The sequence below is a fragment of the Arthrobacter citreus genome, assembly GCF_038405225.1.
In the GTDB taxonomy this organism is placed as follows: Bacteria; Actinomycetota; Actinomycetes; order Actinomycetales; family Micrococcaceae; genus Arthrobacter_B; species Arthrobacter_B citreus_A.
On sequence record NZ_CP151657.1, the window covers coordinates 2,956,487 to 2,978,236 of the forward strand.

Below are 21,750 nucleotides of genomic sequence, written 5' to 3' on the forward strand. Positions count from 1 at the left end.
CCACCACCACGTATTCACCGTGGAAGTCTTAGGTCTGCGCAGGAACAATCAGAAACAACACGGTACCCGTGCCACCTCCAACCAAACGGCTGTCAGTTCATACGGTCCTGTTGTCTCAGGACCCAACAGTGTGCCAAACGGTAAAACCCGGTACTCGAGGCACCGGCAGCTCTTTCCAACCACAACCATCCCCACAAGTGGGAACGTACACGGCGTACTCATGCTGCCAGGCTCAACGCCGGGCACCTGCTCATTGATATTCCACCCTTGAGCACCCACCGAAGAACAAATGTCTTACGATATGGGCATCTCCTGCAAAGACCGCATCCAACACTGTGGAAGGACACAAAATCCTTGAGGTGCTCCTTAGAAAGGAGGTGATCCAGCCGCACCTTCCGGTACGGCTACCTTGTTACGACTTAGTCCCAATCGCCGGTCCCACCTTCGACGGCTCCCTCCCACAAGGGGTTAGGCCACCGGCTTCGGGTGTTACCAACTTTCGTGACTTGACGGGCGGTGTGTACAAGGCCCGGGAACGTATTCACCGCAGCGTTGCTGATCTGCGATTACTAGCGACTCCAACTTCATGAGGTCGAGTTGCAGACCTCAATCCGAACTGAGACCGGCTTTTTGGGATTAGCTCCACCTCACAGTATCGCAACCCTTTGTACCGGCCATTGTAGCATGCGTGAAGCCCAAGACATAAGGGGCATGATGATTTGACGTCGTCCCCACCTTCCTCCGAGTTGACCCCGGCAGTCTCCTATGAGTCCCCGCCATCACGCGCTGGCAACATAGAACGAGGGTTGCGCTCGTTGCGGGACTTAACCCAACATCTCACGACACGAGCTGACGACAACCATGCACCACCTGTAAACCGGCCACAAGTGGGGGACCTGTTTCCAGGCCTTTCCGGTTCATGTCAAGCCTTGGTAAGGTTCTTCGCGTTGCATCGAATTAATCCGCATGCTCCGCCGCTTGTGCGGGCCCCCGTCAATTCCTTTGAGTTTTAGCCTTGCGGCCGTACTCCCCAGGCGGGGCACTTAATGCGTTAGCTACGGCGCGGAAAACGTGGAATGTCCCCCACACCTAGTGCCCAACGTTTACGGCATGGACTACCAGGGTATCTAATCCTGTTCGCTCCCCATGCTTTCGCTCCTCAGCGTCAGTTACAGCCCAGAGACCTGCCTTCGCCATCGGTGTTCCTCCTGATATCTGCGCATTTCACCGCTACACCAGGAATTCCAGTCTCCCCTACTGCACTCTAGTCTGCCCGTACCCACTGCAGACCCGGGGTTGAGCCCCGGGCTTTCACAGCAGACGCGACAAACCGCCTACGAGCTCTTTACGCCCAATAATTCCGGATAACGCTTGCGCCCTACGTATTACCGCGGCTGCTGGCACGTAGTTAGCCGGCGCTTCTTCTGCAGGTACCGTCACTTTCGCTTCTTCCCTGCTGAAAGAGGTTTACAACCCGAAGGCCTTCGTCCCTCACGCGGCGTCGCTGCATCAGGCTTTCGCCCATTGTGCAATATTCCCCACTGCTGCCTCCCGTAGGAGTCTGGGCCGTGTCTCAGTCCCAGTGTGGCCGGTCACCCTCTCAGGCCGGCTACCCGTCGTCGCCTTGGTGGGCCATTACCCCAACCAACTAGCTGATAGGCCGCGAGTCCATCCAAAACCGCATCAAGCTTTCCACGGACCGCCATGCGGTGGTCCGTCGTATCCGGTATTAGACCCGGTTTCCCAGGCTTATCCCGAAGTTAAGGGCAGGTTACTCACGTGTTACTCACCCGTTCGCCACTAATCATTTTGTGCAAGCACAAAAGTCATCGTTCGACTTGCATGTGTTAAGCACGCCGCCAGCGTTCATCCTGAGCCAGGATCAAACTCTCCGTAAATGTGTTACAGACACAGGGCCGGAGCCAAGGAAAATTGGCTGCACGGTCCTGCACTAAATTCGAAACCAGCTAAAAAAGCCGTCCCATACCCACGGGGTGGGCGGTGACAGCCAGTTCAACCAATTAAAATAACTGGTATCAATAAACTTGGCACACTATTGAGTTCTCAAACAACAGATGCATCCGAAATACTCGGAAAAACAATGGTTTGTTTTTCTTTTCTCTTCGCTGCAGTGTTTCTTTATTCTATTTCATCCGGCCGGTTTTAGCAATTCGGGATAATTCCCGGTTAGTGCTGCATTCGGCTGGATGGACCCGCGCAAAAGCCCCGGTTTTCCGTGTCCCGGGCGGTAAGGCGCAGGATGGATCATCAGGATGTTTTTGGTGGGGTTTGGCCGCCCTGCCGGGGATGTTTTTCAACTCCCTGCCGCGGCGACTTAGAAGACTTTACACAGGTTTGCACCCCGCCGCAAATCGGTTGCTGCACCTGTGACGGGGGTCCCTAAAACACCTCGGCTGGCGCCTCCGCCGCCCCTTTCGGCGCATTATTTTGTTGCACGTTCAGGCTTTTTCGGACACTGCCAAGGACTCTTACGGCTGTATATGCAACTGTGGGCAGCTCCCCGGACGGGAAAGCTACCCACAGCAGCACCACTGGTTCGAAGGCTTCATATGCTGGCCGTCAAACAATCAGCGTCTGGCCAGCCGCCGGCAGGTCATCCAGCCGCCGGGCGGCGCTGAGATTTCCGTACCGCAGTGGGCAAGAGCTATGCCTTCCTCCGTCGTGTTGCCCCGGCGACCAAGAGCGAACCGATCAACAGTGCTCCTGCCCCAGCCAGGGATATCTGAGCAGTGCCATTTGCCCCCGTCTTGGCCAGCGTGTCCTTCCCCAGGACCGCATAGGTGTTGGTCACCGTCGCCCCGACCGTCTCGCCCGAGACAATCACAACACTGTAGGGAAGCACCGTCTCGACAGTAACCTTGCCGTTCTCCCCTGACGTTGGCTCAGTGACAGTGCACTCGGTTCCGGCGGGGATACCGTCGAAGACCTGGACATACTCCCCCGGGAGGGTTTCAGCCGGGATCCGGACCACTTGCTCAAGCTCGTTTCCGCACACCACATTCAGAACCGACGCGGACTGCTGGCCGGCGCCGTTTCCGGCCACGACCTTTGTCACCTTAAGCGATCCGTTTGCATACTGCACCGTATTGGTCAGGCCCGCGCTCACCGTTGCGCCCGGCTCGATCACCACAGTGACGGGATCTCCAGTGTCGACGGTAACTTCCGACGTCGCGCCCGTGCTTGATTCCGTTACTGTGCACTCCGTGCCTGCCGGAATGTCAGTGAAGGTTTGCCCGTAGGGGCCGACTGCAGTTCCTGCGGGAATGACAACGCTGGTGTCCAGGACAGTTCCGCAGACGACATCGAGGACGATCTCCGACTGCAGGCCTGCCGCATTCCCCGTGATCGTCTTGGTGACGTTGAGCGCGCCAGGCCGGAAGCTCACGGTGTTGCTGACGGTGACGGCTGAGTTTGCTTCGATCACGACTTCTTGGGGTGCGGTCGACACCACTTCCACAGCAGTGGTTGATCCGGTTTCCGGTTCGGTTACAGTACAAGTGCTCCCCAGCGGGATGCCTGCGAAGGTGGCACTCTGATCCTCAGTACTGCCGGCGTCGATGGTTGCCTGGAAAACAAACCCCGGTCCGCAATCAACGTTGAGGACGATGGCGCCCTGCTGCCCTACGGCATCACCGGCAAACGTCTTGTTGACCGTCAGCACCCCGGCTTGGAAAAATTCCGCTGTTGCCTGCGCAGTGGAGCTGATCGAGGTGCTGGCGGCAAGGATGAGCTTTTGCGCGGCGGTCACCGAAGGGTTGTTTCCGGCATAGAGATACACGTTGCCGGTCTCAACGGGAACCACCGCCTCAGCAGTGATCACTGCCGGTGCCGTTGTTTGGGCATCACTGCGCACCCAAAGCTGGGTACCTGAAGCCACGGGGGTGTCGTCCGGCAGCGGGACAGTCCCCGCCGGGTCGGTATAGAGGGTGAAACCATCCGGCACTGTAACGGTGAGAGTCGCTTCGTTCCCTGCTGCCACGGTGAAAGGACCGGTGGGGCCGTCGACCGGACCGGAGGCCACCGGGGGAGTAATGCTCACATCCGGTGCCGGCGGCTCGGTAAGCGGTCCGGCGGCGAGGACATCTGCAACAATCTGGGCGGTCAGCGGGCGAATGGGGTCGGTATCCTGGAGCACGTAACCGTCGCTGAAGAACCAAACAGCTGCTTGCACCGCTGCAGCGCGGATGTTGTCATTGTCGGCCGGGGGAAGGCCTGGCTGATCCGGGAAATAGCTGTTCAAGACCCGGTTTACGTATCCGATGTTGGGGACGTTCGATTCATCCCAGGAGCCGTTCTCGTACCCCAGGCCCGCATAGGTGGCCGTGCGAATATCGATGCAGTACATCTGCTGGGTGTTTCCGGCTTGATCCACCGTGGTGATGATGCCGGCAAAGGGTTCGTTGGCTGCTTCATATCCAGCGGGAACATCGCCCGGGTACCCCGTCGTTGGATCGAAGGCCGTTCCGACCGGCGGGAGCCCGCCCGTCACCGCTGTGCCGGGCCCTGTACCCGTCATCGTGATTTCAACTACGTCCAGAGGGACCTCTTCGCCGGGCGCCGGACCCTCCTGGAATACAGCCTGCGCCGGTGACGCAAGCTGCATCAGCAGGCACAGCACGGCAAAGATTCCCAGTCCCGTGCCTCCGGCCTTCCTGGTCCAACGGCTATCCCCCGGCACACCGCCGGCTTTCTGAAGCACGCTCATAGCTTCCCGCTTTCAACTTGGCCCGTTTCAACATCGCCAGAGCCAAATTTGGGCGGGTAACGCCACAGGCTCCGTAAGCAGCGAGGCTACCGGGTTGGGAAACGTGTGAGAAGGGAAGGTCAGGAATCATCTGCTGCTACTGATGTTAAACGGGTGACCCGTGAGGTGGGCTTGACAATTCAGCTGTGCTCGACAATTTGTCTGGCGCACGACGGCGGAGCGCGGTCAGCTATTGCGCTCCCCGGCGCCAGGACAGGGCCATGTGCAGGGGGATTAAACAGGTAAGGCCCCGCCAACAGGCGGGGCCTTACACACTTGGGATGTTAAACAGTTGAGGTCCGCACCATCACTGGTGCGGACCTCAACCTCTCTGCCAGAATTTGTCCGGCGGTGACCTACTCTCCCACATCCTCCCGGATGCAGTACCATCGGCGCTGTGGGTCTTAGCTTCCGGGTTCGGAATGGGACCGGGCGTTTCCCCCACGCTATGACCGCCGTAACCCTTCCACCCACACCACCCCAACAAACAAACCTCGGGTGAGGGGAAAACAATGGTCACAACAAAACACACAAAACCAATAACAACATTGAGTGTTCTATAGCGAAGTTATAACTGTAATTATACGACACACCAGAACTCATGAGGGTGTGGTGGTGCCGGTTCCAGGAGTGACAAACCACACGGGTTTGTTATCCGGGAACCACATAGTGGACGCAAGCAGCACATGATCTAACACAACCCTTATTTGGCGGGAACGTTTGAAGTCGTTTCCTGCCCAGATTGTGGTGTGGTGTAAGTTATCGGCCTATTAGTACCGGTCAGCTTCACGGGTCTTTAGTCCCCGCTTCCACATCCGGCCTATCAACCCAGTGGTCTGGCTGGGGGCCTCTCACACACAAGGTGTATGGAAATCTCATCTCGAAGCGGGCTTCCCGCTTAGATGCTTTCAGCGGTTATCCCATCCGAACGTAGCTAATCAGCGGTGCACTTGGCAGTACAACTGACACACCAGAGGTTCGTCCGTCCCGGTCCTCTCGTACTAAGGACAGCCCTTCTCAAATTTCCTGCGCGCGCAGCGGATAGGGACCGAACTGTCTCACGACGTTCTAAACCCAGCTCGCGTACCGCTTTAATGGGCGAACAGCCCAACCCTTGGGACCTACTCCAGCCCCAGGATGCGACGAGCCGACATCGAGGTGCCAAACCATGCCGTCGATATGGACTCTTGGGCAAGATCAGCCTGTTATCCCCGAGGTACCTTTTATCCGTTGAGCGACGGCCATTCCACAATGTACCGCCGGATCACTAGTCCCGACTTTCGTCCCTGCTCGAGATGTCTCTCTCACAGTCAAGCTCCCTTGTGCACTTACACTCGCCACCTGATTGCCAACCAGGCTGAGGGAACCTTTGGGCGCCTCCGTTACTCTTTAGGAGGCAACCGCCCCAGTTAAACTACCCATCAGGCACTGTCCCTGACCCGGATTACGGGCCGAAGTTAGATATCCAGTATGACCAGAGTGGTATTTCAACGATGACTCCACCCGAACTGGCGTCCGGGTCTCACAGTCTCCCACCTATCCTACACAAGCCACACCGAATATCAATACCAAACTATAGTAAAGGTCTCGGGGTCTTTCCGTCCTGCTGCGCGTAACGAGCATCTTTACTCGTACTGCAATTTCGCCGAGTTTATGGTTGAGACAGCGGGGAAGTCGTTACTCCATTCGTGCAGGTCGGAACTTACCCGACAAGGAATTTCGCTACCTTAGGATGGTTATAGTTACCACCGCCGTTTACTGGGGCTTAAATTCCCAGCTTCGCCCCAAAGGGCTAACCGGTCCTCTTAACCTTCCAGCACCGGGCAGGAGTCAGTCCGTATACATCGTCTTGCGACTTCGCACGGACCTGTGTTTTTAGTAAACAGTCGCTTCCCCCTGGTCTCTGCGGCCCCGATCCCCTCCGGACAGCTTGTGTCCATCAAGGTTGGGGCCCCCCTTCTCCCGAAGTTACGGGGGCATTTTGCCGAGTTCCTTAACCATAATTCTCTCGATCGCCTTAGTATTCTCTACCTGATCACCTGTGTCGGTTTGGGGTACGGGCGGCTAAAACCTCGCGCCGATGCTTTTCTAGGCAGCATAGGATCACCGGATTCCCACCAAAGTGGGTCCCGTCAGATCTCAGGATCGTCATCAAAGACACAGCAACGGATTTACCTATCGCTGACCCTACATCCTTAGACCAGGACAACCATCGCCCGGCCCGGCTACCTTCCTGCGTCACACCTGTTAATACGCTTACCTCCCGGGATCAGGTCCCGCGCTCCACCAAAAACCGGGTCACCACAAGGGCGGCCGGTCAGGTATTGGGCGGTTAGTGTCCCCCGATCAGTATTGGCGGTTTTTCGCCGGTACGGGAATATCAACCCGTTGTCCATCGACTACGCCTGTCGGCCTCGCCTTAGGTCCCGACTTACCCAGGGCAGATTAGCTTGACCCTGGAACCCTTGATCATTCGGCGGACGGGTTTCTCACCCGTCTTTCGCTACTCATGCCTGCATTCTCACTCGTGTAGGCTCCACCGCTGGTTTACACCGCGACTTCACTGCCCACACGACGCTCCCCTACCCATCCAAACGCTTGAACGAAAATGGATAAACCATCCGCTTGGCTAATATTTGAATGCCACAACTTCGGCGGTGTACTTGAGCCCCGCTACATTGTCGGCGCGGAATCACTTGACCAGTGAGCTATTACGCACTCTTTCAAGGATGGCTGCTTCTAAGCCAACCTCCTGGTTGTCTTCGCAACTCCACATCCTTTCCCACTTAGCACACGCTTAGGGGCCTTAGTTGGTGGTCTGGGCTGTTTCCCTCTCGACTATGAAGCTTATCCCCCACAGTCTCACTGCTGCGCTCTCACTTACCGGCATTCGGAGTTTGGCTGACGTCAGTAACCTTGTAGGGCCCATTAGCCATCCAGTAGCTCTACCTCCGGTAAGAAACACGCAACGCTGCACCTAAATGCATTTCGGGGAGAACCAGCTATCACGGAGTTTGATTGGCCTTTCACCCCTACCCACAGCTCATCCCCTCCATTTTCAACTGAAGTGGGTTCGGTCCTCCACGCGCTCTTACACGCGCTTCAACCTGGCCATGGGTAGATCACTCCGCTTCGGGTCTAGATCACGCCACTGCATCGCCCTGTTCAGACTCGCTTTCGCTACGGCTTCCCCTCACGGGTTAACCTCGCGACGTAACACTAACTCGCAGGCTCATTCTTCAAAAGGCACGCTGTCACAAGCACAACACCACAAGTGGCATCGCCCTGCTCCAACGGATTGTAGGCACACGGTTTCAGGTACTGTTTCACTCCCCTCCCGGGGTACTTTTCACCTTTCCCTCACGGTACTTGTCCGCTATCGGTCATCAGGGAGTATTTAGGCTTACCAGGTGGTCCTGGCAGATTCGCACGGGATTTCTCGGGCCCCGTGCTACTTGGGATCCTCTCCAAGCGGCAGCATACATTCCGGTTACGGGGCTAACACCCTCTACGGCCCGGCTTTCAAACCGGTTCACCTATGCACCTGCACTCACTTCACCAATCCGGCAGAACTGGTACGGAAAGTCCCGCAACCCCAGTGATGCAACGCCCGCCGGCTATCACACACCACTGGTTTAGCCTCTTCCGCGTTCGCTCGCCACTACTAACGGAATCACTGTTGTTTTCTCTTCCTGTGGGTACTGAGATGTTTCACTTCCCCACGTTCCCTCCACGCACCCTATGTGTTCAGATGCGGGTCACCCGGTCACTCGCGCGCCGGGCGGGGTTTCCCCATTCGGACATCCTGGGATCAACGCTCGGTTATCAACTCCCCCAGGCTTATCGCAGATTCCTACGTCCTTCTTCGGCTCCTGATGCCAAGGCATCCACCGTGTGCCCTTAAAAACTTGACCACAAAGATCAATAAATATTATCGCTATCGAGAAAACCATGACAACACCGGAAACACACCCATCAAGGGCACATCCCCGGATCACCAGGTTTATCTGAAATTGCACTTAATAATTTTAAGATGCTCGCGTCCACTATGTAGTTCTCAAACAACAACCCCGTCACACCCCGCCACCACCACGTATTCACCGTGGAAGTCTTAGGTCTGCGCAGGAACAATCAGAAACAACACGGTACCCGTGCCACCTCCAACCAAACGGCTGTCAGTTCATACGGTCCTGTTGTCTCAGGACCCAACAGTGTGCCAAACGGTAAAACCCGGTACTCGAGGCACCGGCAGCTCTTTCCAACCACAACCATCCCCACAAGTGGGAACGTACACGGCGTACTCATGCTGCCAGGCTCAACGCCGGGCACCTGCTCATTGATATTCCACCCTTGAGCACCCACCGAAGAACAAATGTCTTACGATATGGGCATCTCCTGCAAAGACCGCATCCAACACTGTGGAAGGACACAAAATCCTTGAGGTGCTCCTTAGAAAGGAGGTGATCCAGCCGCACCTTCCGGTACGGCTACCTTGTTACGACTTAGTCCCAATCGCCGGTCCCACCTTCGACGGCTCCCTCCCACAAGGGGTTAGGCCACCGGCTTCGGGTGTTACCAACTTTCGTGACTTGACGGGCGGTGTGTACAAGGCCCGGGAACGTATTCACCGCAGCGTTGCTGATCTGCGATTACTAGCGACTCCAACTTCATGAGGTCGAGTTGCAGACCTCAATCCGAACTGAGACCGGCTTTTTGGGATTAGCTCCACCTCACAGTATCGCAACCCTTTGTACCGGCCATTGTAGCATGCGTGAAGCCCAAGACATAAGGGGCATGATGATTTGACGTCGTCCCCACCTTCCTCCGAGTTGACCCCGGCAGTCTCCTATGAGTCCCCGCCATCACGCGCTGGCAACATAGAACGAGGGTTGCGCTCGTTGCGGGACTTAACCCAACATCTCACGACACGAGCTGACGACAACCATGCACCACCTGTAAACCGGCCACAAGTGGGGGACCTGTTTCCAGGCCTTTCCGGTTCATGTCAAGCCTTGGTAAGGTTCTTCGCGTTGCATCGAATTAATCCGCATGCTCCGCCGCTTGTGCGGGCCCCCGTCAATTCCTTTGAGTTTTAGCCTTGCGGCCGTACTCCCCAGGCGGGGCACTTAATGCGTTAGCTACGGCGCGGAAAACGTGGAATGTCCCCCACACCTAGTGCCCAACGTTTACGGCATGGACTACCAGGGTATCTAATCCTGTTCGCTCCCCATGCTTTCGCTCCTCAGCGTCAGTTACAGCCCAGAGACCTGCCTTCGCCATCGGTGTTCCTCCTGATATCTGCGCATTTCACCGCTACACCAGGAATTCCAGTCTCCCCTACTGCACTCTAGTCTGCCCGTACCCACTGCAGACCCGGGGTTGAGCCCCGGGCTTTCACAGCAGACGCGACAAACCGCCTACGAGCTCTTTACGCCCAATAATTCCGGATAACGCTTGCGCCCTACGTATTACCGCGGCTGCTGGCACGTAGTTAGCCGGCGCTTCTTCTGCAGGTACCGTCACTTTCGCTTCTTCCCTGCTGAAAGAGGTTTACAACCCGAAGGCCTTCGTCCCTCACGCGGCGTCGCTGCATCAGGCTTTCGCCCATTGTGCAATATTCCCCACTGCTGCCTCCCGTAGGAGTCTGGGCCGTGTCTCAGTCCCAGTGTGGCCGGTCACCCTCTCAGGCCGGCTACCCGTCGTCGCCTTGGTGGGCCATTACCCCAACCAACTAGCTGATAGGCCGCGAGTCCATCCAAAACCGCATCAAGCTTTCCACGGACCGCCATGCGGTGGTCCGTCGTATCCGGTATTAGACCCGGTTTCCCAGGCTTATCCCGAAGTTAAGGGCAGGTTACTCACGTGTTACTCACCCGTTCGCCACTAATCATTTTGTGCAAGCACAAAAGTCATCGTTCGACTTGCATGTGTTAAGCACGCCGCCAGCGTTCATCCTGAGCCAGGATCAAACTCTCCGTAAATGTGTTACAGACACAGCACCGGAGCCAAGGAAAATTGGCTGCACGGTCCTGCACTAAATTCGAAACCAGCTAAAAAAGCCGTCCCATACCCACGGGGTGGGCGGTAACAGCCAGTTCAACCAATTAAAATAATTGGTATCAATAAACTTGGCACACTATTGAGTTCTCAAACAACAGACTGCTTCCGGCACCGGCAGGCTCAGATCCAGGGGATCTTCCGCTCTGCGTCGCTCCGGAGCAACTTTTCAATCTTACCGCTCTGGTCTCAGACTGTCAAAACGACTGCTCGTCCGTCCGGCGAACCGGTTGAAGCCGTAGGCTTCGTGACGCTCAGCTGTTCTCGTTGCCTCGATCAGCGCGGGTATTAACTCTAGCACGATTTTGGGGTGGGGGCATACACCGCTGCCGGGTTCCCGCCGGTAACCCGCCGAACCCCTGTCAGCCCCTGTCAAACCCCGCCAAACACCCCGAACCGGTCCGAAAGGCCGGCTCGGGGCTTCTGGTCAGGCCAGGTCAGACATCCTTCGGCTTCAGGTACAGCACGCCGAGGGGCGGGACGGTCAGGGTAGCCGATGCGGGCTGTCCGTTGCAGGCGCCCTCGACTCCGGTGACAACACCCATGTTCCCCACGCCGGAACCGCCGAACTCAGCGGCGTCTGTGTTTAGCGCTTCCACCCACTCGCCGGCCCACGGCAGACCCAAACGGAAGTTCTCGTGCGGGGTGCCGGCAAAGTTGGCGATGCAGACAAGCGGGTTGCCCTGATGGTCGTAGCGGATGAAGGACAGGGCATTGCGGGCGCCGTCGTTCTCATTGATCCACTGGAAGCCGGCCGGCTCATTGTCCCGGTCGAACAGCGCCGGAGTGTTCCGGTAGATCTCGTTGAGCTGCCGGACCAGCAGTTGGACGCCCTTATGCTGCGGGGTGTCCGTCAGGTACCAGTCCAGGCCGTACTGCTCGGACCATTCAGCTTCCTGGCCAAACTCCGTGCCCATGAAGATCAGCTGCTTGCCCGGATGCGCCCACTGGAACGCCAGGTAGGCGCGCAGATTGGCCAGCTGCTGCCAGCGGTCGCCGGGCATCTTGCGCAGGAGGGAACCCTTGCCGTGCACAACCTCGTCGTGGCTGATCGGCAGGAGGAAGTTCTCCGTGTAGGCGTAGACCAAGGAGAACGTCAGCTTGGCGTGGTGGTACATCCGGTTGATGGGGTCTTCGGACATGTACTCGAGCGTGTCGTGCATCCAGCCCATGTTCCATTTCAGGCCGAAGCCCAAACCACCGCTGCTGGTGGGCTGCGTGACGCCGGGGAACGCGGTGGATTCTTCAGCGATCATCACGATGCCGGGGACCCTGCGGTACGCGGTGGCGTTGACTTCCTGGAGGAAGGAAATGGCCTCCAGGTTTTCCCGCCCGCCGAAGGCGTTGGGCCGCCACTGGTCGGCGGGACGCGAGTAGTCCAGGTACAGCATGGAGGCCACGGCATCCACGCGCAGTCCATCGATATGGAATTCCTCCAGCCAGTAGATGGCGTTGGCCACCAGGAAGTTCCGGACCTCGCGGCGTCCGTAGTCGAAGATCAGAGTGCCCCAGTCCGGCTGCTCGCCGCGGAGCGGATCCCCGTGTTCATACAGCGTCTGGCCGTCGAACTTCGCGAGCGCCCATTCGTCCTTGGGGAAGTGCCCGGGGACCCAGTCCAGAATGACGCCGATGCCGGCTTGGTGAAGCTTGTCCACCAGGTAGCGGAAATCGTCCGGATGCCCGAACCGGGCGGTGGGAGCGAAGTAGGAGGTGATCTGGTAGCCCCAGGAACCGCCGAACGGGTGCTCGGCAACCGGCATGAACTCCACATGGGTGAATCCCTGCCAGGTCACGTATTCCGCCAGCTGGTCCGCAAGCTGCCGGTAGTCCAGGCCCAACCGCCAGGAGCCCAGGTGCACCTCATAGACGCTCATTGGCGCATTGTGCGGGTCACGGGCAGCCCGCGCTTCCATCCACTCGGCGTCCTGGAAGGAGTAGGTGGACTCCACAACGCGGGAGCCGGTCAACGGCGGCACCTCGGTGCCCTGCGCCATCGGATCGGCCTTCTCCCGCCAGATTCCGTCGCTTCCGAGGATTTCGTACTTGTAGCGTGCACCGGGCTGGACATCGGGAATGAAGATTTCCCATACGCCTGAGCCGCCAAGGGAGCGCATCGCGTTCAGCGTTCCGTCCCAGGCGTTGAAGTCGCCCTTTACCCGCACCGACTGGGCATTGGGCGCCCATACGGCAAAGCTGACGCCGTCGATGTCGCCAAGGACTGACTTGTAGTGATGCAGGTTGGCTCCGAGCACCGTCCACAGCTTCTCGTGCCGGCCTTCACCGATAAGGTGCAGGTCGATCTCCCCCAGGGACGGCAGGAACCGGTACGGATCATCAAAAAGCTGCGGTTCCAACCCTTCATAGGTGACTTCGAGCCGGTAGTCGGGGACCTGGCCGGGGCGGTCGGCGGGGAGGGTGCCGACCCAAATGCCGTTGTGCTCGTGCTCGAGGTCAACGCGGCCCGCGGATGTCACGGCGGTGACGGCTTGGGCCAGCGGACGCAAGGCGCGAATGGTGACCAGTCCCTGGTCATCGAGGTGGGCACCCAAAATGGCGTGCGGCTGATAGTAGCGGCCCTCGGAAACGGCCTGCAGGATGTCTGCGGAAACAGGCAGCGGGTTTCGGTGCACCGGCGCTGCGCTTACGTCAGCGGGAGCGACGGCGTCATGGGCCTGGGAGGGGACGACGGCGTCATGGGCCTGCGCGGAAAGCGCGGGTTCCGGTGACACAGCCACGCGCTCCGGCTGCGCGGGAAGCGCCGGCTCCGGCGAAGAATTCTTGGCCTCGGGTTCGGGCCGTGGGGTCTTGTTCACTGGGTTCTCTTCCTGGCTGCTCGTCCCGTGCGCTTGTTTGCGTGCCTGTTCCAGAATCTGCCGCACGGCAGCAACCGGAACACGGATCCAATCGGGACGATTGCGGATTTCATAAACAACTTCGTAAAGGGCCTTATCCAGCCACAGGGCAAGGTACAGCGGATCGCTGCGGTTTATCTGCGTGCCGGTCTCCTTCTCGTAGCCCCGCAGGAACGCTTCCGAGGCGGTCGCCGCCCAGCGGGCGGCATCGAGGCCACGGCGCTGCTGCCGGCGGGATCCGGGAACCGCGGCCCCGTCCTCCCGGACAGCGCCTTCGACCAGCGCGACGCCGGCGGCGTAATCGATGGAGCGGAGCATGCCCACGACATCCCGCAGGGGGACGTCCGGCACACTGCGTTCATCAGCGGGCCGCAGCGGCTCGCCCTCAAAATCGAGGACCATCCAGCCGTGGCTTCCGGATTTCAGGACCTGGCCCAGGTGATAGTCGGCGTGGATGCGCTGAAGGTTGGGCAGGGTTTGGAGGTCGGAAATCTGCTGCAGCAGATACTCCAGCGGTTCGTCATACTCCCCCACATAGCTGCGGGCTTCCTTCCACGCCCAGCGGATCCGGTTCCCCAAAGACTCAAGAAACTCGGCCCGTTCCGCGGCGGAGGGAGGCTGGGTGCCGAAAGCCTGCGCCAGCTGGCGGTGGATTCTTCCGGTCACGGCGCCGAGTTCTTCGGCTTCGGCCGTGAAGTCAGTGCTACTGAGGGCGGCTGCGGACGCAGTCCGCCAGGCATCCTCGCTGTTGGGAATGAACTCCCGCAGGACACTCAGATGACCGGTCACCCACTTGTCGTCGTCGTTCGCCCGGGGGTCATGCCAGCTTCCGGTGACCCAGCCCAGTGTGGCCGGGACATCCTGGGAACCCGCCGCCGTGAGTTTGGCGCTGACCTCGACGTCGGGGCTTTCCCCGGCGGCCAGGACACGGTAGAACTTCACGATCAGCTGGCTGGGCTCCGCTGGCACCACCACCGAGGTGTTGGACTGCTCGCCCTTCATCAGCTTGGCGGGCACCGTCGTGTCGAACGGCGGCCACTGATCGAACCCGCCCAGCGCGACGCCGTGCGTGTGCCCGTCGAGGGACGCCGATTGGGAGCGCATGAGCTCCAGCCATGCTGTTACGAAGACGGGATCGGCGGCGCCGTCGTACAGCCAGCGCTCCCCCGCTTCCTGGTGCTGCGCACGGCCCAGCAGGGACCCGGCAAGCTCCGGGACCGGGGCCTGGTGATAGCTGACGGGCACGCTGATAATGTCGGTGCGGTGGCCCGAGGCCACTGCCACCAGGTGGACCTCCAGCTCCACCAAACCGGCGGGATCTTCCAAGCGGATGCCGCCAACCCGCTCCAGGGTCACGTCGCGGCCCTTCGCGGGGAACCAGCGCTGCGCCGGAAGCCAGGCAGTCAGGAGTTCAGGCAGGGACGGCGTCAGCTGGGTCATTTCTTCACGGCCTCCGAAATGGGTATCAGGGGAATCGCTTCGGTCTGGGGCGATGACATGTTGGATTTCGGCGAACGCAGGCGCAGCCAGTAGAAATCGTGGCTGCCCAGCGTCAGGGTCACGGAACCGTCAGGCCCGAAGGCCGGGAAGGGCGTTCCGCCGAAGGCGTCCCGCAGTCCGCGGCCGGCAAACTCCGGCAGGCTGACCGTGGCCGAAACCGGGTGCTGGGACAGGTTGAAGATGCAGAACATGACTTCGCCAACCTCCCCCTCCGGATTGTCCGCCGGCAGCTCGCGCAGGAACGCGAGCACGGACTCCGCCTCGGTGGGCACGTTCCGGTAGGAACCCAGGCCAAAGGCTGGGTGCGTCCGGCGGACCATGATCATTTGCCGGATCCAGTGCAGCAGCGAACTGGAGCTCGCCAGCTGCGCCTCAACGTTCACATGGTTGAAGTGGTAAACCAGCGACTGCACCACCGGCAGGTACAGCTTGCCGGGATCGGCGGTGGAGAAACCGGCGTTGCGGTCCGGGTTCCACTGCATGGGCGTCCGCGAGGAATCCCGGTCCTCCAGCCAGATGTTGTCGCCCATGCCCAGCTCATCACCGTAGTAGAGGAAGGGGCTTCCCGGCAGTGACAGCAGCAGCGCATGGATGAGCTCGATTTCCGAGCGCGAGTTGTCCAGCAGCGGCGCCAGCCGGCGGCGGATGCCGATGTTGGCGCGCATGCGGGAATCGGGGGCATACCAGCCGAGCATCGCCTGGCGTTCCTCGTTGGTCACCATTTCCAGCGTCAGCTCATCATGGTTGCGCAGGAAGGTTCCCCACTGGGCGCCGGACGGAATATCCGGGGTTTCCTCCATGGTCTGGATGATGGGCGCCGCCTTCTGGTCGCGCAGGGCGTAGAAGAGCCGGGGCATGATGGGGAAGTGGAAAGCCATGTGGCATTCCGCTCCGGTTTCGTCACCGAAGTACTCCACAACCTCATGCGGCATCTGGTTGGCCTCTGCCACGATCACGCGGCCGGGGTAGTTTTCATCCACCATGGTGCGCAGGTCCTTGAGGAACCGGTGCGTCGCCGGCAGGTTTTCGCAGTTGGTTCCATCCTCTTCGAAGAGGTACGGGATGGCATCCGCGCGGAAACCGTCGATGCCCTGGTCCAGCCAGAAACGGACGACGTCGAAGATGGCCTCGACAACTTTGGGGTTCTCAAAGTTGAGGTCCGGCTGGTGGCTGAAGAACCGGTGCCAGTAGAACTGGCGGCGCACCGGGTCAAAGGCCCAGTTCGACTCTTCGGTGTCCACAAAGATGATCCGCGCATCTTCGTACTTCTGATCCGTGTCGGACCATACATAGAAGTCGCCGTAGGGGCCGTCCGGATCGCTGCGGGATTCTTCGAACCACGGGTGTTTGTCGGAGGTGTGGTTCAGCGGCAGGTCAATGATGACGCGGACGCCGCGGGCATGGGCCTCGGCGACCAGACGCTTGAAGTCACTGATGGTCCCGAACTCATCCAAGACGTCGTAGTAGTCGGAAATATCGTAGCCGCCGTCGCGCAGCGGGGATTTGAAGAACGGCGGGAGCCAGAGGCAGTCCACGCCCAGCCACTGCAGGTAGTCAAGCTTGTCGATCAATCCCGTAAAGTCACCGGATCCGTCCCCGTTGGCATCGGCAAAACCGCGGACAAGCACCTCATAAAAGACGGCCTTGCGGTACCAGTGGGGATCATTGGTTAGCCCGGGAGCGTGCAGCTGAAACGGGTTGGGCACTAGGAGTTCCTCCGAACTGACAGAATGTGGGCGGGTTCGACATGGGCGTCCAGACGGACGTAGTTGTGAGCACCCCAGCGCCAGCTTTGGCCGCTGATGAGGTCATCCACCCAATAGGTCCCATCCTCGTTGAAGTCCTGCAGGTCCAGATGCAGGGCCTCGAGATCCAGGGAGACCGTGCACTCGCGCGCACTGTGCGGATCCGTATTCACCACAATGATCAGGGTGTCCCTGCTCGAGGGGTCCCCGGGCCGGACCTGCTTGTGTTTGGAGTACACGATGGTTGCTTCGTCCGTGCTCGAATGCACGGTGAGGTTCTGCAGGTCGCCCAGGGCCGGGTGGGACCGCCGGATTTCGTTCAGGCGCGTGATGTAGGGCGCCAGGCTTCGGCCTTCAGCCTCAGCTGCGGCGAAGTTCCGCTGCTTGTATTCGAATTTCTCGTTGTCGATGTATTCCTCGGCACCGGGCCGGGCCACATGCTCATACAGTTCATACCCGGAGTAAACGCCCCACAGCGGGCTGGCCGTGGAAGCCAGCGCTGCGCGGATCTTGAAGGCCCCGGGGCCGCCGTACTGCAGGAACTCAGTGAGGATGTCCGGGGTGTTAACGAAGAAGTTGGGACGGAAGAAGGCCGCCGTTTCGGACGAGACCTCGGTGAAGTACTCCTCCAGTTCCCGGCGGGTATTGCGCCAGGTGAAGTAGGTGTAGGACTGCTGGAATCCGGCCATGCCCAGGGCGTGCATCACGGCCGGACGGGTGAATGCCTCGGCCAGGAAAATCACTTCGGGGTGCTTATCGTTGACTGTTTTGATCAGCCATTCCCAGAACTTCAGCGGCTTGGTGTGCGGATTATCCACGCGGAAAATCTTCACCCCGTGCCCGATCCACATCAGGACGATGCGCAGTATCTCCTCCGACAGACCGGTGTAGTCATTGTCGAAGTTCAGCGGATATATGTCCTGGTATTTTTTGGGCGGGTTTTCGGCGTAAGCGATTGATCCGTCCACCCGGGTGGTGAACCATTCCGGATGGCTGCTCACCCAGGGGTGATCCGGCGATGCCTGCAGCGCAAGGTCAATCGCAACCTCCAGGTTCAGTTCGCGGGCGGTGTCAACGAAGGCGTCAAAGTCCTCGAACGTGCCAAGGTCCGGGTGGATGGCGTCGTGTCCGCCCTCCGCTGATCCGATTGCCCACGGCGATCCGGGATCCCCGGGTCCGGCCACGAGAGTGTTGTTGGGGCCCTTCCGGTGCGTCGTTCCAATCGGATGGACCGGCGGCAGATAGATCACGTCGAAGCCCATGCGTGCCACCCGCTCCAAGCTGCGGGCGGCCGTGCGGAACGTCCCCGAGGTCCATTCACGGGTTGTGGGATCCAGGACCGCGCCTTCGGACCGGGGAAAGAACTCGTACCAGGAACCGCGCCCGGCCAGTTCCCGCTCCACCCGGAGGGGGAACCGGGCGCTGCTGGTTACCAGGTCCCGGATCGGATCCCGGTCGATGATGTCGAGCACCGCATCGGAGCTTCCGGCCGCAAACCGGTCCTCCACGGGGAGCCCGGAATCGGCGAGCGTGTCCGCGGCCGCGGTGAATACCGCGGCGTCCTCTGCGCTGCGCCCGGCGGCGGCGGACCTGAAGAGGGCTACACCCTCAGCGAGCATGAGCTCCACATCGACACAGGCGGCGATCTTCACCTCGGCGTTGTGGTGCCAGGTTCCGTAGACGTCGGCCCAGCCCTCAACGGCGAAAGTCCAGTTTCCGGTGGCTTCAGGCCGGAGCAGCGCTCCCCAGCGGTCCAGCCCAATGCCGACGGGGTGCATGCGGACCCGCTGCACCTCAACACCCTCGGGGTCATACAGGACAGCGCTGACACCCACGAGGTCATGGCCTTCGCGGAACACCGTGGCCCCAATGACGAGGTCTTCACCGGGAATGGCTTTGGCCGGGATGCGGCCGCATTCCACCACCGGTGTCACATTGTTGATGGGAATCCGGCCGAACCGGAGTTCCTCGGCGGGCAGGTCTTTGGATGGCATCGCACTGGAACTGGTCACAGACTAGACGTTAGCGACATTCCGGGCAGAATGCTAAGGCAACGTACTTTCCGGTGTTTTCCCGCAGGTGGCAGCCTGTATTACGACATTTCCGGGGCTCCCGCCGGAGCGGACCAAAACTGGCAGTCATTTGCCGGATTCTTTGGTTCATCCATCCCCTTTGGTGCCGGGTTTGCGCTAGCGTAACCGGGGTGAAGGCAATTCGAAGGTTTACCGTCCGAACAGTCCTCCCCGACAGCATCGCCCCGCTGAGTAAGCTGGCCTCGAACCTGAGGTGGTCGTGGCACGAGCCCACCACGCGGCTTTTTGCTGACCTTGATCCGGCAGCATGGGTTGCCAGCGGCCATGACCCGGTCAAGTTCCTTGGGTCGGTCAGCCGCGCCAGCCTTGAGCGGATGGCGCAGGATGCGGGCCTTGTTGAACGTATCCAGGATCTGGGCGCCGACTTGGACACGTACCTCGACGCTCCGCGCTGGTACCAGACCCTGGGTGAGGATGCGCCCCGGTCCGTGGCGTACTTTTCCCCCGAGTACGGGATCAGTGCGGTGCTGCCGCAGTATTCCGGCGGCCTTGGCATCCTCGCCGGCGACCACCTCAAAGCAGCGTCCGATCTGGGCGTTCCGCTGATCGCCGTCGGTCTGCTGTACCAGGCCGGCTACTTTAAGCAGGCACTCTCCCGCGACGGATGGCAGCTGGAGACATACCCGGTCCTGGACCCCAACGGCCTGCCGCTGACCCTGCTGCGGGAGGACGACGGAACGCCGGCCCGCGTGAGCCTGCCGCTGCCGAACAACCGCCGGCTCTCCGCACAGATCTGGCGCGCCGACGTCGGACGCGTGCCTTTGCTGCTGCTGGATTCCGATGTCATGGGCAACGACGACGCCGCCCGCGGCATCACGGACCGGCTGTACGGCGGCGGTGGTGATCATCGCCTGCAGCAGGAGCTGTTGCTGGGTATGGGCGGCATCAAGGCGCTGCGCGTTTATGAGCGGCTGACCGGTGCTGCCGGCCCCGAGGTTTTCCACACCAACGAAGGCCACGCCGGCTTCCTGGGCGTTGAGCGGATCCGCGAGCTGATGGACACCGGCATGGGGTGGGAAGAAGCCCTCACGGTCAGCCGTTCCAATACCGTGTTCACCACGCACACGCCGGTTCCCGCCGGCATCGACCGCTTTGACCAGGCCCAGATACGGCATTTCTTTAACGCCGGACTGGCCCAGTCGGTCCCCACTGACAAGGTGCTCGGTTTGGGCGCCGAGAGCTATGAGGGCGGGGATCCCGGGAAATTCAACATGGCGGTCATGGGGCTGCGCCTGGCGCAGCGCGCCAATGGGGTGGCCAAGCTCCACGGTGAGGTTTCGCGTGAGATGTTCTCGGGCCTGTGGCCGGGGTTCGACGTCTCCGAGGTTCCGATCACCTCCGTCACCAACGGTGTGCACGTTCCGTCGTGGGTGGATCCGGAACTGACAAAGCTCGCCAGCGAGAAGTTCGGCGTAGCCACGGTCCATGACCGTGACTGGGGGCGGGCCTACGAGATCAGTGACCAGGACCTGTGGGACCTGCGGCGGCGCCTTCGCTCGAACCTGATCACCGACGTCCGGCGGCGGGTCCGTTCCGCCTGGCGCAAGCGCGGAGCCACGGATCCCGAGCTGGCCTGGACCGAGAATGTCCTGGACCCGGATGTGCTGACCATTGGATTCGCACGCCGCGTGCCTACGTACAAGCGCCTTACCCTGATGCTGCGCGACCCCGCCCGGCTCAAGGCGCTGCTGCTGCACCCCACTCATCCGATCCAGGTGGTGGTGGCCGGAAAGTCCCATCCCGCTGACGAGCAGGGCAAGCGCATGATCCAGGATCTCGTCCGCTTTACTGACGATCCCGAGGTCCGGCACCGCATCGTGTTCCTGCCCAACTACGACATTGCGATGGCCCGCACCCTGTTCCCCGGCTGCGACGTGTGGCTGAACAATCCGCTGCGTCCGCTGGAGGCCTCAGGCACCTCCGGGATGAAGTCCGCCATCAACGGCGGGCTGAACCTCTCGGTGCTGGACGGCTGGTGGGACGAGATGTTCGACGGCGACAACGGCTGGGCGATCCCCTCGGCGAATCCCACCAAGGGCGCCTACACCCGGGAGGTCTACAACCCGGACCAGCGCGATGATCTGGAAGCCGCGGCGCTTTACGATCTGCTGGAGAACGCCGTCACTCCCCTGTTCTACGGGAAGGAACCGCCCGCTGACGCCGGCGCCGCCGGCCCTTCGGATGCTCCGTCTAATGCGCTGCCGAGCGAGTGGCTGGAAATGGTCAAGCACACGCTGGCAGACCTTGGCCCCGCCGTCTCTGCGAACCGCATGCTGCGCGAATATGTGAACCGCTTGTACCGGCCCGCGGGGCAGTCCGGGCGGGCTGCGTCAGCCGACGGTTACGCAGCTGCCAAGGAGCTTGCCGCCTGGATCACCCGCATCCGTGACGGCTGGTCAGGAGTTTCGGTGGAGCATGTGGATTCCATCGGCATCAGCGATGATCCGCAGATCGGCGACCGGCTGACCGTGCAGGCGTACGTTTCGCTGGGCTCCCTGCGCCCGGAGGATGTCAGCGTGGAGGTGGCTTACGGCAAGGCCCTGGAAAACGACCAGCTCAGCGATCCCCGGACGGAGGAACTGGAGCAGGCGGAGGACCTGGGCTCCGGGCGGCACCTTTTCTCCGGCACCATCGGCATTGAGCAGGCGGGACCGTTCGGCTACACCGTGCGCGTGCTTCCGGTGCATTCCGGGCTGGCGTCCAAGGCCGAACTGGGCCTGGTCGCCAACGCCTAGGCC

Annotated in this window: 5 protein-coding genes and 4 rRNA genes; 1 reads left to right on the top strand and 8 read right to left on the bottom strand. The window is 60.5% G+C overall.

What is annotated here, in order from left to right; genetic code table 11:
• Nucleotides 1-370: 370 nt before the first annotated feature.
• The 8 genes from AAE021_RS13635 to AAE021_RS13670 form a co-directional block, all read right to left on the bottom strand.
• Nucleotides 371-1,898, bottom strand: a 16S ribosomal RNA gene (locus AAE021_RS13635).
• Between the two features lie 767 nt (nt 1,899-2,665).
• Nucleotides 2,666-4,720: a thioester domain-containing protein gene (locus AAE021_RS13640; RefSeq protein WP_342022878.1), complete on the bottom strand. Its 2,055-nt coding sequence runs from the start codon at nt 4,718-4,720 to the stop codon at nt 2,666-2,668.
• Between the two features lie 388 nt (nt 4,721-5,108).
• Nucleotides 5,109-5,225 (bottom strand): 5S ribosomal RNA (gene rrf / locus AAE021_RS13645).
• Between the two features lie 289 nt (nt 5,226-5,514).
• A 23S ribosomal RNA gene (locus AAE021_RS13650) occupies nt 5,515-8,679 on the bottom strand.
• Between the two features lie 539 nt (nt 8,680-9,218).
• Nucleotides 9,219-10,746 (bottom strand): 16S ribosomal RNA (locus AAE021_RS13655).
• Together the 16S, 23S and 5S rRNA genes form the textbook arrangement of a ribosomal RNA operon.
• A gap of 513 nt (nt 10,747-11,259) precedes the next feature.
• Entirely contained in the window at nt 11,260-15,114 is a 3,855-nt protein-coding gene (glgB, locus tag AAE021_RS13660; protein ID WP_342022879.1) for a 1,4-alpha-glucan branching protein GlgB, read from the bottom strand.
• Nucleotides 15,111-16,880, bottom strand: a complete 1,770-nt coding sequence (gene treS, locus AAE021_RS13665; RefSeq protein WP_342022880.1) for a maltose alpha-D-glucosyltransferase — start codon at nt 16,878-16,880, stop codon at nt 15,111-15,113. Before treS ends, glgB begins: the two co-directional genes overlap by 4 nt.
• Entirely contained in the window at nt 16,880-18,913 is a 2,034-nt protein-coding gene (locus tag AAE021_RS13670; RefSeq protein WP_342025416.1) for an alpha-1,4-glucan--maltose-1-phosphate maltosyltransferase, read from the bottom strand. The genes treS and AAE021_RS13670 overlap by 1 nt, the downstream gene beginning before the upstream one ends.
• Nucleotides 18,914-19,122: 209 nt before the next feature.
• On the opposite strand from AAE021_RS13670, the gene glgP reads away from it, so the two are divergent.
• Complete coding sequence (gene glgP, locus AAE021_RS13675) at nt 19,123-21,747, top strand: alpha-glucan family phosphorylase (protein ID WP_342022881.1); 2,625 nt, start codon at nt 19,123-19,125, stop codon at nt 21,745-21,747.
• Nucleotides 21,748-21,750 lie beyond the last annotated feature (3 nt).

Bases quoted from the DNA above. Each gene is read 5' to 3' on its own strand.
- glgB (WP_342022879.1), bottom strand. From the start codon at position 15,114: ATGACCCAGCTGACGCCGTCCCTGCCTGAACTCCTGACTGCCTGGCTT.
- AAE021_RS13670 (WP_342025416.1), bottom strand. From the start codon at position 18,913: ATGCCATCCAAAGACCTGCCCGCCGAGGAACTCCGGTTCGGCCGGATT.